Here is an 18253-nt window from a genome sequence, read left to right as displayed (position 1 = left end):
ATATAAATAGAAAAAAATTATTACTTAATGTATATTTCCCGCAACCAAAAAATAAATAATTTTAACTTTCTTTCGAACTTATCACCTACTCTATACTTAATTTTTTTTCTTATTCGTTATACTAACTGTGTTAATGTTTTTCATTTTATTTTTATGACTTTTTTGTATAAACGTCAAAAATAAAAGTTAATGACAGTTTTCGTTTCTTTTTGAAAATGATTTTTGCGATATATTGATTCATCAACCTTATTAGTTTTTATTATTATTTACATTATTATGGTGCAGAATATAATCTTTTATACACTGCTTTAATGATAATAGTAGGAATGATAATTGATTTTTTTGTTTTTATAGTGATGTCTTTACTTTGGGTCAATATTTTAGATCAATTAGATCGTTTCATAGAAAGAAAAATTGAGAAAAAAACATGAGTTTTTAATCATTAATTTATTATTTGTTATTTTTTATGAAATATTTTCAACTATCGTCTCGCTTGTGGTGGACATTATGCAATTAATTAGAATACATTATAAGGATAATTGATAATTATTAAATCAATCTCTTTATAGCGTCAAAAAATTATTTAAATAGAAAAAAGAAGATTTTTCGTTTTTGTCTTCTTTTTTCTATTTTTTTCGTATAAAATATAAATGGGGATGTTTTTGGTTTCGACATGGTTAATGAGTTTTATTTATCATATCTTGGTTACGCAAGTAAAAACGCTCTCGAGGTCATAAATAAATGGCAATACACAAGATAATTACGAAAGCGAATCCACAACTTATAACAGTTTAGGTTACGCTCCACAATTAACAAGATCAACTGCTTCTTGTTAATCTAAAAACGGTTTATAAATGTTTTCTTTAAAAAAGTTTTTTAAAGAACACTTTTGATTAATCATTTTTTATTCTTCTGTAAAACTGAGTTTATCTTTTAAACCGGTTTCATTATTTTCTTCAATATAATTATTTTTTTCTTTTTATAATCATATAAATTATTAAACTATTTCTTTTTTCAAGAAATAATTTCCATTTTATACAACTTTTGTTTGTTTTTGAAAAATAAAATAAATATGTAGAATGAATAAAACAAGTTAACTTTGCACAGGGGTTCGAATCCCCTCATCTCCACCAACAGAAATAATAAAGATCATTAAATTGATTTTCTGAAGTTTTTTTATAAATAATCCTCCTTCATGAACATTCGAAAACAAAAAAACATATTTTTTATCATAATAGAGATATATTGTGATAAAAAATATGTTTTTAAGTTAATATGATAAAAAATATTTCCTAATAACATTTGGGAAATATTTTTACATCTGATTAATTATAAAAAATTAACGAAATCTTGAGGTTTTAATTTAAAAGGTGTTTTTTTTTGGCCTTTTTCTCCTTTGGAAAATGGTTTTTCTTTTCCTACGGAAATTAAAATAAGAGGTAAATAATTGCTAGGTATATCAAAAAGTTTGTTTACTTGATCAAACTTGCAACCTCCGATAAAACCTCCGTTATAATCAAACTTTTGCAAAGTAGCCACAAAATTAAGACCTACAATGCCTCCTTCTAAAAATAATTCATTATGCAATTGGTTCTCTTGCATAGAAGAATAATTTTCTTTAATTTGTTTTAAAACGGATTCTTTTCTTTCCAGAGTGATTTCCTTATTTAACCATTTTTGTTGATAAATATATTCGCTATTTTTGGCTTTATTTAGATCTCCAAACAACAAAACCATAGCTGAACTAGTTTCCAATTGGGTTAAATTACCCTTTAGACAAGTTTTTAATTTATTTTTGTTTTCTTGACCTTCTATGACAAAAAAACGCCATGGTTGCAAGTCAAAAGAAGAAGGAGTGAAACGTATGTCTTGAAATATTTTATCCCAAGTTTCTTTATTGATTTTATGGCCTTTTTCAAACAATCTAACTGTTTTAATTTTCATTTTACTTTCCTTCGTTTTATGTTATCTTTTATAATTTTGGTCAATAAATAAAATTTTTATAAAAACATTTACATTGTATTTTAACAAATTTTATTTATCTTAAAAGAAAAAAGAAAGAAAAATTTTATACTAACAACAAAATTTTTTCCTATTAAAAATCTTCCACTAAACAATATTTTATACAATTTTTTTATAAAAAACAATACAAAATAGAAATGGTTTTTAAAAAAAAAACGCAATACGATGAACAAAAACAAAAATATAATCTTTTTTAAGATTATAATTCTTTTTTTACTTTTTTCTAGTTATTTAATTTATAAATTTATCCAAGACAGACAAATAAATATTTCAGAAGAAACGCAAACATCTTTAGAAAAACAAAATATTCAATTATCTAATGACTTAACTAAACACAAACAAGATATAAAAAATAAATATGATGAATGGATAAAGCAAAAAAAACGCTTTAACGCAACAATTATCCACTTTAAAAAAAGATAAAGAAAACTTAGAAAAACAAAATACACAATTAAAAAACAAGAAAGAAGAATTGATGTCTCTGCAAGTCGACTTGTATTCTCAAATAGAGACTTTAAAAATTGAAAGTTCTCAATTAAAAGACGAAAAAGTAACACTTTTGAAACAAAAATTAGATTTTCAAACTAGACATAATTTATTAGAATACGACCTTGCTAATTTAAAATTAGAAAAGAATGATTTAGAAGCTCAAAATAAACAATTAAATATTGACAAATAAATTTTAAACACTGAAAAAGCAACTTTAAAAACTGAAAAAATAAATTTAGAAAAACAAATGGCCGATTTAAATGCTGAAAAAGAAATTTTCATTTCGACAAAACAAGAGCTACAAAAACAAATAGAAAACTTAGAAAAACAAAAGACTGGTTTAAATGATGAAAAAAAAGGGTTAAATGATGAAAGGGCCGCATTAGAAAGTCGAAACACACAATTAAGCGCTGAAAAAGAAACTTTAATCGCTGAAAAAAACCAATTAGAAAGTCAAATAACAACATTAATAGCTGAAAAAGAATCTTTTACTTTGCAAAAACAAAGTTTGCAAAACCCAATTGAGTCCTTAGAGCGAGACAAAAACCAATTAAACAATGACAAAAGGGTTCTTACTTCTCAACAGGAAGAAAATAAAAATAAAATAGATGTTTTAGAGAAAGACAAAGACAAATTAATTAATGAAAGAACGGCTTTAACAGTTGAAAAAACTCAATCAGACAGCCTAATTGCCTCATTAATTGCTGACAAAGAGGCGTTAAATACACAAAAAAATAGTTTACAAGCTAAAATAGAAACTTTAGAAAAAGAAACAACTAAATTAAACAAAGAAATAACATATTTAAAACAAGCCAAAACAACATTAGAAAAACAAAATAAGATATTAACAGATGATTTGAGAAAAGAAAAACAGAAAAAAACTGCAGCGCCCAATAAAAACAAGAAACATCCAAAAAGTTAAAAAATTTGTTTAAATAATTATCACATTTAGAACAGTTTTTTTCACTAATTATAATTATAATCAGAATTAAAGGTAAAAAAGACCACTGTAAATGGAAAAATATTATATAATTTTCATATAAACTTTTTTCTATTGTTTATATGAAAATAATAAATTAAAAAAGTGAGCAACTCAAAATTATGTCTCATTTATTCAAAACTTTACCGAATAATTTTTTTCAAATTTTATCTTCTCCTAATAAAGATATTTATATTGATTGCCTTTTGTTGTTAGAAAATCTTGCCAATAAAGATAATAATAATTACATTGAAAAAGAATTCGCAATCAACACTTTAGAAAAGTATTTCAACGAGAAAAACAAACATTTAGTAACTGAAGAAAAAGAACCTATTGAAGAAATAGATAAAACAGCGATAAACAACCATCAAAAAGCTTCCAGAGTTATTTCTATCTTTAAAAAAAACGGTTGGTTGGGTGAAGAAAGAATTAATTATAATACGATTAATTTAAATTTTTTTGATTATAGTTTAGAAATGATTAATTTTTTTAAAAAAACTCTGAATAAAATTAAACCAGAATCAATCGGGAATATTTATAGTGTTTATTCTCTTTTGAAGTTTTTTTTAGTAGAAAAAAATTACGCTAATTTTCATGAAGCAGTTTCTAAAACACAAAACCTGCTAGTAAAATTAAAAATTTTAAAAGCTAATATTTATCGTTTTTATCATCAATTATTAAACACTGATTTTCAATTAAATGTAAAAGATATTTTAGAACAATTGTTGTTGAATTATAAAAAAAATTTTTTTGATTCGTCTTATTATTTGTTAAAAACAGCGGATAATTTTTTTAAATACAGAAGACAAATTAATTTATTTTTAGAAGAAATACAAGATAACTCGCTTTACATTGAATCTCTGGCGAAACAGATTCAATATATTTATGGTTGTTCAGAACAACAATCTTATTACATGGTTTTGGAACAAATCGAACAAATGAAAGAAAATTTTAAAACAGCTGATCAATTTATTGAAATTATAGACCAAAAAAACGAACAATATTTAAAAATAGCTTGCGATAGGATTTTGTTTTTCAACAATAAAAAAGAAAATTTACAAAATATTTTGAATTATGGTTTAAAAATGGTTCTTAATAACCAAATAGAATATCAAGAATTTTTCAATCTTTATCCAATGAAAAATTTAGATCAACAATCCTTTTATAAACCTCGAAGAGTGAAACAAGAAATAGGAATTTCTTCTTTAGACTATATTTCTGAAGAATCAGAAAATATTTTGACTCAAAAGAAAAAAACTTTTTTAAATAGAGATTTGTTTTATAATAAAAAAAATATTAATCTTTATGTAGAAGAAATGTTAAAACAAAAAAACCCTTTTAAAGGCTCAGAAATTATTTTAAATAATGATCGCGATATATCGCGTTTAATTCTTATTTTTATTTATTCTAAATCTTCAGCTAAAAAAAATATTTATCGTATTGAACCTTTGCACCAAAAAGTAACCTGCAATAATATCTCTTTTTCTGATTTTTTAATTTTTAAAAAAGAACAAGAATGATTTAAAGGTTAAAAATAATTTTTTAAGACTATATGTTAATGACGAATTCAGATGTTTTTTTTCTTGTTGTAGAATATAAATCATATAGGAAAAAAATATTTTTCAGTTATAATGGTTGTTGGAAAGAGCCATCTTTTTCCAAAAAATCATTAGAATAAATATTTTGAGGACCTTAAATGATGAAATTTTTTGGCATAAAATTCATTTATCATAAATTTTTCTTATTCTTTTTAATTTTTTTGCTGTTTTTAAATTTTACCCTAAGTTTTTGGTTCATTAGTTCCATGAGGGAAGAAAGCCAATATTTAAAGCAAAAATATGATAACATGAGGGAATAAAACCAATATTTAAAGCAAAAATATGAGAATTTTACCAAACAAATATTTAAAATTAAAATTGAACCACAGATTGAAAATTGTTATGATTTGTTGACAAAAAAAAATAGTTCAAAAAAACCATTTTTTTAACGACGGTAAAACCATTGATTTTATTGAAGAATTTAACGAAAACGAACAATTAAAACAAAAAACCTTTTTTCAAATAGACGGTAAAACCAGAAATTTTATAGAAATTTATGATATAAATTCTCATATAATAAAAAAAGATTTTTTTTAGAACAGACGGGCAAAGGATAGAAAAAATTATTGAATATAATAGACCGAAATTATTGAACACAGAAACCGTCTTTCAAGAAGATTGACAAACGGTTCAAAAAATAATTCAAAATACTTACAACACCGGAATTAAAACTAGCTAAGCAATATTTCGTATCATATTTAATCCTTGAAAACTCTCTGATTACGAATTAAAAAAACTAATTTAGTTTTTTTTAATTATTTTTAGCTTGTTTTAATTATGCCAAAAATTGCCAATATACCTCTTTTAGCTTATCTTTGAAACTTGTTTATCTCCTTTGGTAAAAATTTTTTTTATAAAAATAAATTAAAAGTGATACAATAAAAAAATAAAATTATTTTTTTATCTTGAAGAAAATAAACAATATAAATTTGAATTTTGAAATGTTTTGGAAAATAAACTTATTAAAATTCAATTCAAAAAGGAAACATAAATCATGAAATTTAGCCAATTCTCATATCAAAGACCCAATATAGAAGAAATTAAAAAAAATATTTTACCAGTAATCGAAAATTTCTCTGATTACTCTTTAGAAAAACAAATTAAAAGTTTAAAAGAAGTTAATAAAATAACAGATGAAATTAATTCTATGGCAACTTTAGCGAGCATACGTAATAGCGTGAATACAAAAGATCCTTTTTATCAAGAAGAACAAGCTTTTTGGGATCATAACGGTCCTCTTTTGTCCGAATGGCAATTCAATCTTTCTCAAAAAATGGTCCAAAGTAAACATTATGAAGGTTTAATCAAAGAATTTGGCGAATTATTGTTTCAAAAAACTTATTTATTTTTAAAAACTTTTGATGCTAAAATAATACCTTTTGTACAAAAAGAAAATGCTTTAACTACTGAATATGAAAAATTAATCGCTGATCCTTCGGTTAATTTTAGAGGAGAAAAATACAATTTAAGTCAAATGGCTACTTTTTTATCTGTTCCGTATAGGGATACTAGAAAAGAAGCCCAATTAGCTATTTCCGCTTTTTTTGAAAAAAACGAAAAAGAATATGATCGCATTTATGATGATTTAGTTCAAGCAAGAAATGAAATGTCTCGTCTTTTGGGTTATGAAAATTTCGTTCAATTAGGTTATGACCGTTTAGGGAGAGTAGATTATAATATTGATCAAGTAGCTTCTTACCGTAAAAACATTTTAAACAATGTTTTGCCTTTTTATCATAAAACCTTGACTAAAAAATCTCGTCGTATCGGAATCGATAAACTCCAAAGTTATGACGCTAAATTTAATTTTTTAAGCGGAAATCCTACGCCTAAAGGTGGGGTTGATTTTCAAGTTGAAAAAGCTAAAAAAATGTATTCTGAAATGTCTGAAGAAACAAACCACTTATTTAATTTATTAGTAGACAAAGAACTTTTAGAATTAGAAAGTAAACCAAATAAAGTAGGTGGAGGTTATTGCACTTACTTGCCTAAATTTCAATCTCCTTTTGTTTTTGCTAATTTCAACGGCACAAGCCATGATGTTGATGTTTTAACTCACGAAATGGGACATGCTTTTCAAGTATATCAAAGTCGCCATTTAATACCTGAATACCGTTTTCCTACTTTAGAAGCGGCAGAAATTCATTCTATGGGGATGGAATTTTTAGCTTGGCCTTGGATGCATCATTTTTTTAAAGAAGATTCAGAAAAATATAAATTTTCCCATTTATCAGAATCCCTTAACTTTTTGCTTTATGGTGCTTTAGTGGATCATTTTCAACATGAAGTTTATCAAAAACCTGAAATGACTCCGGAAGAAAGAAAAAAAGTGTGGCGTGAATTAGAACAAAAATATTTACCTTTGCAAAATTTTGAAGAGGATAAATTCTTGCAAAAAGGTGTTTATTGGTATCGTCAAGGCCATATTTTTTCTAGTCCTTTTTATTATATTGATTACACTTTGGCTCAAGTTGTTGCTTTAGAAATATGGGCTTTAAGTCAAGAAAATTATCCACAAACATGGCAATTATATTTATCTTTATGTCAAAAAGGCGGTTCAGAAAGTTTTGTAAATTTATTAAAACATTCTGGTTTAAACAATCCTTTTGAAAAGGATACTTTAAAAAAAATTGCTACAAAAGTGGATAAATATTTAGACCAAATTAATGATAGAAATTTTTAATTTTTTATCAAATATAACCAAAAATATTTTTTAAAGCCTTTTTGCGTTGTTATAACAAAAGACTTTTTCAGTTATGAACTTATTGTTGCGATAAAGAAAAAGTGTTTTTTTCTTTTATAAAAAAACTATTTTAAAGATAAAAAAATGACAAAATATAAATCAAAAAGATATTAAACTATGCCTTTTTTAAAGGTTAAAACAATATCTCAGTATTTTTGGGTTATCGCAAGAGAAAAGAAAGGAGATTATATTTTTCTTTTTTTCATGGGATGTCTGTAAAATGCTAATTTGTGTGTTATAATAATTAATATGTCATTCATTTAGACTTATTTTAGAGAACAAATTTAAAACATAATGATAGAGATATTAAAAGGAAATTAATATTAAGGAGAATAAAATATTATAAATGGTTAAGAGCAACGATTATAATGCTGATAGTATTCAGATTTTAGAAGGTTTAGAAGCTGTTCGAAAAAGACCCGGAATGTATATTGGTTCTACTTCAGAAAAAGGTTTAAACCATTTAGTTTGGGAAATTGTTGATAATTCCATCGATGAAGCGTTAACTGGTTATGCTGATGAGATTACCGTGGAAATAATGCCTGACAATGTTGTGCGTGTAACGGATAACGGTAGGGGCATTCCTGTCGGCATTCATCCTAAAACTCAAAAATCCGCTGTAGAAACTATTTTAACTACTTTACATGCTGGAGGAAAATTTGACAATTCTTCTTATAAAGTATCTGGCGGTTTACATGGCGTTGGGGCTTCTGTAGTTAATGCTTTATCCTCTTGGTTGACAGTAGAAATTCATTTTGACAATAAAATACATTATCAAAAATACGAAAGAGGGAATCCTATTACCCCTTTAGAAGTAACAGGTACTACTGAGAAAAGAGGAACTGTTATTACCTTTTTACCTGATGAAACGATCTTTGTAGATATGAAAAATTTTTCTTATCAATTGGATGTTTTCAAAAACAGACTTCAACAATTAGCTTTTCTCAATAAAGGGATTAAATTAAATATCATTGATACCAGAAAAGAACCAATTAAACAATTTAATTTTTATTATGAAGGCGGAATTAAAGAATATCTGAAATATTTAAATACAAATAAAAAAGGCTTAAACCAAGACTTTTATCAAGAAACTGAAGTAGAGAATATGGCTTTGGAAATTGCTTTCCAATATACGGACGTTTATACTTCTAATATTTATTCTTTCGTGAACAATATCCCTACCCACGAAGGGGGAACACACGAAGAAGGATTTAAAATGGCTTTGAATAGGATTTTATCTAATTACGCTAAAGATAAAAACTTGTTAAAAAAAGATATGAGTTTTATCGGCGAGGACACTTTAGAAGGGATAACAGCTATTATTTCTTTAAGACATCATGATCCTTTATTTGAAGGTCAAACTAAAGCTAAATTAGGAAATCATGAAGTAAGACAATTTGTTTCTAAACAATTTGGCGAAGCTTTAGAAAGATATTTATTAGAAAATCCGCAAGAAGCTAAAAATGTTATTGAAAAAATTTTATTAGCTGCCAAAGCGAGAATTGCAGCTAAAAAAGCTCGTGAAGTGACTAGAAGAAAATCACCTTTAGATTCTTTAGGTTTTGCTTCTAAATTAGCCGATTGTTATAGCAAAGATCCTTCTTCTTCTGAATTATATATTGTTGAGGGTGATTCTGCCGGAGGTTCAGCTAAACAAGGTAGAGATTCTAAATTTCAAGCTATTTTGCCTTTAAGAGGTAAAATCATTAATGTCGAAAAATCTCGTTTGGAAAAAATATTAAGCAATAATGAGATTGTTTCTTTGATCCAAGCTATTGGAGCGGGGATTGATAAAGAATTTAACATTAGTAAAGCGCGTTACCACCGCATTGTTATTATGACTGACGCCGATGTAGATGGAGCTCATATTAGAACTTTGCTTTTAACTTTCTTTTTCAGAAATTTAAGACCTTTAATTGAACAAGGTTATATTTATTTTGCTCAACCACCTTTATACAAAGTTCAACAAGGTAAAAAAATTAATTATTTTTATAATGAAGAAACTTTAAAAGGCTATTTAGCAACTAATAAAAATAAAATTTCTTTACAACGTTACAAAGGTTTAGGAGAAATGAACCCAGAACAACTTTGGGACACCACTATGAACCCTGAAACACGAACATTTTTAAAAGTATCTTTAGAAGACGCTTTAGAAGCAGACCGAATTTTTAATATGTTAATGGGAGAAGAAGTTTCTTTCAGAAAAACATTTATCAAAGACAATGCTATTTATGCAGATATAGATGTTTAATTTTATTTTTTAATAACAAAAATTAAAAAAAGGCGATTAAATGATGTTGGACAAAACTAAAAAAAATAACACTTTAAATAATGACACTTCACCCAAAGATTCGGATGATAATAATATTGGATTTATTAAAACAATTGACATTAGTCAAGAAATGCAAAAATCTTTTTTAAGTTATGCCATGAGTGTTATTGTTTCTAGAGCTTTACCGGAAGTAAGAGACGGTTTAAAACCTGTACAAAGACGAATTATCTATGGAATGAAAGAATTAGGCGTTTATAGCAACGAAAGTTATAAAAAAGCAGCTAGGGTTGTCGGAGATGTAATGGGGAAATATCACCCCCACGGTGATTCTAGTATTTATGAAGCTATGGTAAGAATGTCTCAAAATTTTAACTATCGTTATCCTTTAGTAGATGGTCACGGTAATTTCGGTTCTATTGATGGTGATTCAGCGGCTGCTATGCGTTATACAGAAGTTAGAATGTCTAAAATAACTATGGAATTGATTAAAGAAATTGATCAAAATACTATCGATTTTGTGGATAATTATGACGGTAGCGAGAAAGAACCCAAAGTTCTTCCTGCTAGATTTCCTAATCTTTTAGTCAACGGTTCGACCGGTATTGCTGTTGGTATGGCAACTAATATTCCTCCTCATAATTTAGGCGAAGTAATTGATGCTTTATTGGCTTATATCGATAATAAAGATATCGAAATTACTGCCTTAATGAAACACGTTAAAGGGCCTGATTTTCCTACTGGAGGAGAAATTTTAGGAGCAGAAAACCTAAAAGAAACTTACACAACTGGAAGAGGGAAAATTTTTATTCGTTCTAAAACTGAAATTATTAAAACTGATAAAAACAAACCTTCGGTAATTATTACAGAAATTCCTTATCAAATTAAAAAAAGTATTTTAATTCAACGTATCGCTTTTTTAGCGAAAGAAAAAATTATTGATGGAATCACTGATTTAAGAGATGAATCCAACCGAAAAGGCATTAGAATTGTTATTGATTTGAGAAGAGACGTCAATCCTAATGTTTTTTTAAATAACTTATATAAACACTCTCAACTACAAATTTCTTTTAATTTCAATATGATCGCTTTAGTCAATGGCGTTCCTCAATTGGTTGATTTAAAAACTATGTTATCTGAATTTTTCCATTTCAGAATTAACATTATCAACCGTCAAAAAAAATTTGAATTAGAAAAAGCTTCAGCTAAAAAACATTTCATTCAAGCTTATGTGATAGTTTTAAACGATATTGATAGAGCTGTTGAAATGATTAAAACTTCTAAAGATGTTAAAACAGCGCAAGAAAGATTAATGCAAGCTTATAATTTTGACGAAATCCAAAGTAAAGCTATTTTGGAAATGAGTTTGCAAAAAATAACTAATTTAGAAATTGAAAAAATTAAACAAGAAGAACGTAATTTAATCGCTAAAATAGCCGAATGTGAAAGCATTATCGCTTCTCAATCAAAAAAAGAACAACTTCTTAAAGAAGATTTAAAACAAATGAAGGTTTCTTTCAAAGATAAAAGACAAACCACGATTAATACTTCAGACGATCAAGATGTTTTAAATATTTCTAACGAAAATTTAATTGAAAAAGAACGTATTTTAATCACTATTACTAATAAAGGTTATATTAAGCGTTTAAACTTAGACACTTATAAAAAACAAAATAAAGGTGGTAGAGGCGTTAGCGGAATGACTATGAATGAAAATGATTTTGTGGAACATTTCGTTGTTACATCGACTCATGCTTATCAATTGTTTTTTACTAATAAAGGTAAAGTTTATCAACTTAAAGGATATCAAATTCCTTCTTTTGCCCGCCAATCTAAAGGTATTCCTTTAATTAATTTAATTCCGTTAGAAAAAGGCGAATTTTTAACAGCTGTTACTAGCGTGGATGATTTTAAAGAAATTAAAGATTATTTAGTGTTAGTAACTAAAAAAGGTTTAATCAAAAGAAATTCTATTAAAGAATACGAAAACATTAGAAATAACGGTAAAATAGCTTTTGTCTTAAAACCGCAAGATGAAGTGTTATTCGTGTTAAAAACGACTGGTAAACAGGATATTATTTTAGCTGCTTCTGACGGAAGAGCTATCCGTTTCAACGAAAGTTCCATTAGAAAAACAACTAGAATGGGTTCTGGTGTGATTGGAATGAGAATTGAAAACGATGATAATATCGTCGGTTCCGCAGTTGTTTTATCTTCTGATCAAGATATTTTAGTGGTAACTGAATTAGGTTATGGTAAAAAAACTAAAGTAGATGAATATAGAAAACAAAAAAGAGGCGGAAAAGGTGTTAAAACCTTGAAAACAACCGCTAAAAACGGTAATTTAGTTTCCTTACAAACTATTTCACCAAGCGAAGAATTAATTTTAATTTCTCACCTTGGTCAAGTGATTAGAATGTCCGCTAATAAAATTTCCACTACTAAATCTAAAGCTACTCAAGGCAATAGATTATTAAAATTACAAGAAGATCACAAATTAATTAACGCTGTAGTTGTGAAAAAAGACGAAAAAGATTTATAAATAAAACAAATATGAAAAAAATGCGTTTTATGAAGCGTTTTTGCAAAAGAGATTAATTTTATATGAGGAAGCAGAGATAATGAGGATGAAAAATAATGATAATATGACTAATAACCAGAAAATCATTTATTTTAAAAAAACTCTTTCTCAATTAAGAACTCAATGGGCGGGCGCTCTTTTGGGTAATATTATTTTATCTCAAAAGAACGCTAGTTCGCAAAAAAATATTGTTTTATTGGAAGGCGAAATAGGTTCTGGCAAGACTGTTTTTACTAAGGGTTTATTTAAACAATTAGGAGTTAAAGATAATATTAATAGCCCTACTTTTACTTTATTAAAAACTTATCCTGTCCCCGATAGACAACTTCATCACCTAGATTTTTACCGTTTTATCAACGATAACGAAGAAAGTCAAAAGATCTTTATCGCAGAAATGTTAGAATATGTTGATTTAGGGGATATTTTGTTAGTAGAAGCTCCTCAAAAAATAACGTCTTTATTCCCTTTTTGGTCTTTTGTGGTCCAAATTAAAGTATTGCCGCAAAATATCAGAAGCGTTTTAATAGAACAAAATATTTTGGACTTAAAATAAATTAATAAAAATTTAAAGAAAGATTTTTATTATGAATCATAATCAAATTAAAAAATACATTATTTTAGATACATCGACTGCTTTTCAATTGGTAACTTTAACTGATGATGAAAAAATCATTAGTATCCAAAAAAACACTAAATCAAGAACTTTTGTGGAAAATATGATTCCTTTAATAGATATAGTTCTTAAAGAAAGTAATAGTTCTTTACAACAATTAAACGGCATTATTGTAGGAGTTGGACCTGGTTCTTTTACTGGTACAAAAGTGGCTGTTTTAACCGCTAAAATGTTAGCGTCTGAATTAAGCATACCTTTATACCAAATAAGCAGTTTACTCCTTTTATCGAGTGGTTATTCCGATGTTTTATTAACTCCTAAAATTGTTATTAACGATAATTCTTTTTATAGTTTAAGTTTAACCAATAATAAAGTTATTTTACCTGAAAAGAATTATTCTCCTACTTTTTTAAAGGATTTTCCTAATCACTTGTTAATAACAGAAAAAACCTTTCGTTTGTCTCCGGTTCAAGTCTTTTTTTATATGCAAAAAGTGGTAGAACCGCATCATTTAGTTCCCAATTATTGTATTCCTTATTTAAATGAAACGACGAAAGAGAGGTCTAATGGATAAATATATGAATGATAAAAAGGTATTTTTATGAATATTTTATCCATTGAAACTAGTTGTGATGAAACTAGCGTGGCGGTCACACAAAACGGCAAAAAAGTTCTTTCTAACATAGTTTTTAGTCAAATTGATTTTCACAATCAATATGGAGGAGTAGTGCCTGAAATCGCTTCACGTAAACATATAGAAACAATTACTTTAATTTTAAAACAAGCTTTAGAAGAAGCTAAAACTACTCCCCAAGAAATAGATCTAGTAGCAGTCACGCAAGGGCCAGGTTTAATCGGTTCTTTATTGTTAGGAATAAATGCTGCTAATGCTTTCGCCTATATCCATCAAAAACCTTTAATAGGGGTTAATCATTTGATGGGACACCTTTATTCCGTTCAAATAGAAAACGAAATTAAATTCCCGGCTTTAGCGCTTTTAATTTCGGGAGGTCATACTGAATTAATTTATATAGAAGATCATTTTAAAATGAAACATATTGGAACTACTTTAGATGATGCTGTAGGGGAAGTTTATGATAAAGTCGCTAAAACTTTACAATTAGATTATCCTGGCGGACCAATAATTGAAAAATTATCTTTACAAGGGAAAGATATTTTTAATTATCCTCGCCCTTATTTAAAGAATAAAAACTTAAATTTTAGTTTTTCTGGTTTAAAAAGTAAAATCATTAATTCTATCGATCATCAAAAAATGTCTTTACAATATAAAAGCGATATTGCGGCTTCTTTTCAAGCTAGTATCGCAGAGGTATTAGTCGAAAAAACCCAAAGAACGATGAAAAGGTATCCCGTAAATCAACTCCTTATAGTAGGCGGAGTGGCTGCCAATCAGTTTTTAATCAATAGCTTTAAAAAAGCTTTTCCTCTAACGGAAATATTAACTCCTAGTTTAAAATATTGTACGGATCAGGCAGCTATGATTGGTATCGCAGCTTATTATCAAAACAAATTTAGCCAACCAGCTGAAAAAAAATATAATCTCAACGTTAATACTAATTTAAAAGTTGTCTAATGTGGTTATATTGCCAAAAGCGGTTTTAGAAGTTTTTTGGAGAATTTTAATTTAAAAATTTATAATATAATCGAGGTATTAGTAATGTTTCAAGAATCGAATTTTATTAAAACTATTATGCAAAAAGATTTAGACGAAAAAAAATATAAAGAAATAATTACTCGATTTCCGCCTGAACCGAATGGTTTTCTTCATTTAGGACACGCAAGAGCTATTATTATTAATTTTGAATTGGCTAAATTTTTTCAAGGAAAGACTTATTTAAGGTATGATGACACTAACCCTTCTAAAGAAAATCAAATTTATGTGGACGCTATTTTAGAAGATATTAAATGGTTGGGTTATGAGCCGGACCAAATTTTTTATGCTTCTGATTATTTTGATATTATCGAAGAAAAAGCTATTTTATTAATTAAAAAAGGCAAAGCTTTTGTAGATGATTTGACTATGGAGCAATTGAAAGAATATAGAGGTGAATTGAAACAACCTGGCAAAAATTCTCCTTATCGCGACCGCACTGTTGAGGAAAATTTATATTTGTTTCAACAAATGAAACAAGGAGTTTTTAAAGATGGCGAAAAAGTTTTAAGAGCTAAAATTGATATGGCTAGTCCTAACATGAACCTTCGTGATCCTGTTTTATATCGTATTTTAGATGCTTATACTCTTAAAAAGAAATTTTATCATATTTTCCCTGCTTATGATTTTGCTCATCCTTTAGAGGATGCTATTGAAGGGATAACTCATTCCTTATGTTCTTTAGAATTTGAAGATCATCGCCCTTTATATGATTGGATCATTAAAGAAACAGAAATGAAAAACACACCTAAACAAATAGAATTCGGGCGCCTAAACATTACTCAAACTTTTTTAAGCAAAAGAAATTTAAAATTTTTAGTAGATTCGCAATTAGTGCAAGGTTGGGGCGATCCAAGAATGCCGACCTTAAAAGGGGTTAAAAAAAGAGGTTATACGCCGGAAGCTATTAAAACATTTATTTTAGAAATAGGTCTTTCCAAAAATAATACTCATATCGATAAAAATATGCTAGATTCTTGTTTAAGGGATGATCTGCAAAAAAAAGCCAAAAAAGCGATGGCCGTGGTAGAACCTTTAAAAGTAACTATTACTAATTATCCTGATAATCAAATAGAATATAACGAAATACTTTTTCATGAAGATTTAAGTTTCGGTTCCAGAAAAATGGCTTTTTCTAAACACATTTATATAGAAAAAAATGATTTTCAATTAACTAAATTAAACAAAAAATCTAAAAAATTATTTTTAAACGGAGAAGTGAGGTTATTGCATTTTTATTTCGTTAAAGCTTATGATGTTATTAGAGATGAAAAAGGTGAAATTATTGAAGTTTTAGCAACATATGATCCTCAAACTAAAAGTGGCAGCGGCTTTAACGCAAGAAAACCGAACGGAACTATTCATTTTGTAGAGAAGTCAACCGCTAAAAAAGCTCTTTTTAATTTTTATAAACCACTTTTCAATAGTGAAAACCCTAACCCTTTAAATTTAAGTGCGGATTTTAATCATCATTCTTGGTTGAAAAAAGAAGTTTTAATAGAAGGTTCTTTAAACTTAGAACAAAACCATGAACCAATTCAATTTGTGAGACAAGGTTATTTTAATATAGACCATCAACCTGATAATTTAGCTAATTTTAACGAAATAATTCCTTTGAAAAAAATTTATAAATGAGAAAAACTTGATATCAAATGTTTTAGATTATTCACAGGTTAATTGATTTGATTCACTATTTAGTTATTAAAAAAAACCATCATTAGATGGTTTTTTTAATATATTGGTTCAACAAAAGGAACAAAAAAGACTATCAATACAAGATAGCCTCCATTAATCCATAAATTATTTTTCGGATAATTTTTTCATTGTATTAACAAAAAACGCTATAAAAGCCCAAATAAATACTAAAAATAAAGAGAAACCTAAAAGCATTTCGTATTTTTTGTTGATTTTTCTTTCTATAATTTCGTCCAATATAATTAAAATACCAGAAATATAAATACTATAAGGAGCGATGAAAAAAGCACTAACTAATAAGTAACCTAAAATAAAAAGAGGGTGAAAATATTTTTCAATCATTTGGCTACAAGTCATACCATAGGGTTGAAATATTATTATAGAAAGCATCATCATGCCTGTGAATAAAACAGTAATTAAAGCGTAGTTCCAAAAGACAAAACTTGCTTTATGAAAAATACCTTCGTTAGCTGTTCTTTTTTTAGAATGACAACGTTGATAATAAAGCAACATAGTTATGCTATAGACGAATAAAATGATAACAAAGAAAATGGCAGCAACTAATAACACTAAGTTATTTAAATCTGGGTTTTTGAAAAGATTTAGCAATAATCCTATAAATAACCCCAAATTTACCACTAAATATTGAGCAGTAAAAAAACTTATTGAAGGGATAAGAATTAAAACTAATAAACTTACTACAGCGGACAATAACAAACCAGACATGATAAAGGTTAATTTATCTTTAGTAAAAACGTATGTAGGACCCGTTGTTTTAATTTTAGCAGGAGAATTGTTCTTTGCAGCTTCTTTTTCAACTTTGCTATTTTCTATGGAAGTATGAAATTCTTTAAAAACATTTTTCATTGGTGGTATTTGTTTTAATAAACGAACTGATAAAACTGAAAAAACGAATAAAGCGATAAAAATAAAACTTTTACCTATAACGCTTTTTATCGAAGCAGTGTGATAATTAACCTTTTTTTTGCTAATAGCTTCGGCTAAAATATCTTCTTTTTGTTCAGCTTTAGACAAGATCGATCTCATTGTGAACATGTGTAATGTGCCTCTTTTTTTATTTTTAAATTTTTCTTTCTTATAATTTATAAATATTTTTCTATGAAAAATTAAAATATATTATTTTATTTTCATGATTATTTTACAATAAAAATGAATTAAAGTCAATAAAAAAGCATTAATTTGGTTAAAAAATATTTATTTTTATGGAGAAAAAAGAATTAATAAAAGTGATAAAACAGAGAATAAAAACAAAAGAAATAAAGCAAAAAAAGTGTTCGTTTTTTTATCGATATTCTTGTTTAAAATAAAATATAAAAGCGTTAAAGAACCTGCTGTATATGATGAAAAAGGTAATATTGTTAATAAACTCATGATAAAATAATAAATCCAAAATTTAGGTTTTTTGTAAAAATGTTGCAGCCTTTTTTTATAATACCTATTTGAGCAAAATTTCATATGGGCAAGCCCCAGCAAAATAGTTCCGAATGAAAACAACTAATTTTTCTAAAACAAATACCTTTTAGAAAAAATTATTTATTAATTTACTATATGATAACATAAAAAAAATATTT

At 26.9% G+C, this 18253-nt stretch carries 14 protein-coding genes; 12 read left to right on the top strand and 2 right to left on the bottom strand.

Features of this window, described 5'->3' with window-relative positions:
- Positions 1–1329 precede the first annotated feature (1329 nt).
- Positions 1330–1944: a nitroreductase family protein gene (locus RI68_RS01235; protein WP_017192246.1), complete on the bottom strand. Its 615-nt coding sequence runs from the start codon at positions 1942–1944 to the stop codon at positions 1330–1332.
- Between the two features lie 243 nt (positions 1945–2187).
- Here RI68_RS01235 and RI68_RS04260 point away from each other — a divergent pair, with 243 nt between their 5' ends.
- The 12 genes from RI68_RS04260 (at position 2188) to glnS (ending at position 16601) form a co-directional block, all read left to right on the top strand.
- Complete coding sequence (locus tag RI68_RS04260; RefSeq protein ID WP_017193443.1) at positions 2188–2445, top strand: hypothetical protein; 258 nt, start codon at positions 2188–2190, stop codon at positions 2443–2445.
- A gap of 52 nt (positions 2446–2497) precedes the next feature.
- Positions 2498–2701, top strand: coding sequence for a hypothetical protein (locus RI68_RS04255; RefSeq protein ID WP_017193442.1), 204 nt, complete (start codon positions 2498–2500; stop codon positions 2699–2701).
- A 57-nt stretch (positions 2702–2758) separates the two neighbouring features.
- Positions 2759–3433 (top strand): hypothetical protein, encoded by a 675-nt coding sequence (locus tag RI68_RS04250; protein ID WP_017193441.1) that lies wholly within the window; start codon positions 2759–2761, stop codon positions 3431–3433.
- Between the two features lie 179 nt (positions 3434–3612).
- Positions 3613–5010: a Wadjet anti-phage system protein JetA family protein gene (locus tag RI68_RS01225; protein WP_017193440.1), complete on the top strand. Its 1398-nt coding sequence runs from the start codon at positions 3613–3615 to the stop codon at positions 5008–5010.
- 441 nt (positions 5011–5451) lie between these two features.
- Positions 5452–5625, top strand: coding sequence for a DUF2963 domain-containing protein (locus RI68_RS04465; protein ID WP_083848770.1), 174 nt, complete (start codon positions 5452–5454; stop codon positions 5623–5625).
- 457 nt (positions 5626–6082) lie between these two features.
- Positions 6083–7771: a M3 family oligoendopeptidase gene (locus RI68_RS01220; protein ID WP_017193439.1), complete on the top strand. Its 1689-nt coding sequence runs from the start codon at positions 6083–6085 to the stop codon at positions 7769–7771.
- 406 nt (positions 7772–8177) lie between these two features.
- The gene (gyrB, locus tag RI68_RS01215; protein ID WP_017193437.1) at positions 8178–10082 is read left to right on the top strand and encodes a DNA topoisomerase (ATP-hydrolyzing) subunit B; all 1905 of its coding nucleotides are present in this window, start codon (positions 8178–8180) and stop codon (positions 10080–10082) included.
- 43 nt (positions 10083–10125) lie between these two features.
- Positions 10126–12642: a DNA gyrase subunit A gene (gene gyrA, locus RI68_RS01210; RefSeq protein ID WP_017193436.1), complete on the top strand. Its 2517-nt coding sequence runs from the start codon at positions 10126–10128 to the stop codon at positions 12640–12642.
- A 79-nt stretch (positions 12643–12721) separates the two neighbouring features.
- Complete coding sequence (tsaE, locus tag RI68_RS01205) at positions 12722–13234, top strand: tRNA (adenosine(37)-N6)-threonylcarbamoyltransferase complex ATPase subunit type 1 TsaE (RefSeq protein WP_261974275.1); 513 nt, start codon at positions 12722–12724, stop codon at positions 13232–13234.
- Positions 13235–13265: 31 nt separating this feature from the next.
- The gene (gene tsaB, locus RI68_RS01200; protein WP_017193434.1) at positions 13266–13868 is read left to right on the top strand and encodes a tRNA (adenosine(37)-N6)-threonylcarbamoyltransferase complex dimerization subunit type 1 TsaB; all 603 of its coding nucleotides are present in this window, start codon (positions 13266–13268) and stop codon (positions 13866–13868) included.
- Positions 13869–13895: 27 nt separating this feature from the next.
- On the top strand, positions 13896–14888 hold the full coding sequence (gene tsaD, locus RI68_RS01195) for a tRNA (adenosine(37)-N6)-threonylcarbamoyltransferase complex transferase subunit TsaD (RefSeq protein WP_017193433.1): 993 nt from the start codon (positions 13896–13898) through the stop codon (positions 14886–14888).
- An 84-nt stretch (positions 14889–14972) separates the two neighbouring features.
- Positions 14973–16601, top strand: coding sequence for a glutamine--tRNA ligase (gene glnS / locus RI68_RS01190; RefSeq protein WP_017193432.1), 1629 nt, complete (start codon positions 14973–14975; stop codon positions 16599–16601).
- Positions 16602–16766: 165 nt separating this feature from the next.
- Here glnS and RI68_RS01185 read toward each other — a convergent pair whose 3' ends face one another.
- Positions 16767–17717, bottom strand: coding sequence for a hypothetical protein (locus RI68_RS01185; RefSeq protein ID WP_152411636.1), 951 nt, complete (start codon positions 17715–17717; stop codon positions 16767–16769).
- Positions 17718–18253: the final 536 nt, after the last annotated feature.

Source organism: Vaccinium witches'-broom phytoplasma str. VAC (assembly GCF_000309405.1).
Classification (GTDB): Bacteria; Bacillota_I; Bacilli_A; order Acholeplasmatales; family Acholeplasmataceae; genus Phytoplasma.
Note: the sequence above shows the minus strand (reverse complement) of the source record. Positions and strands in the feature narration are given on the sequence as shown.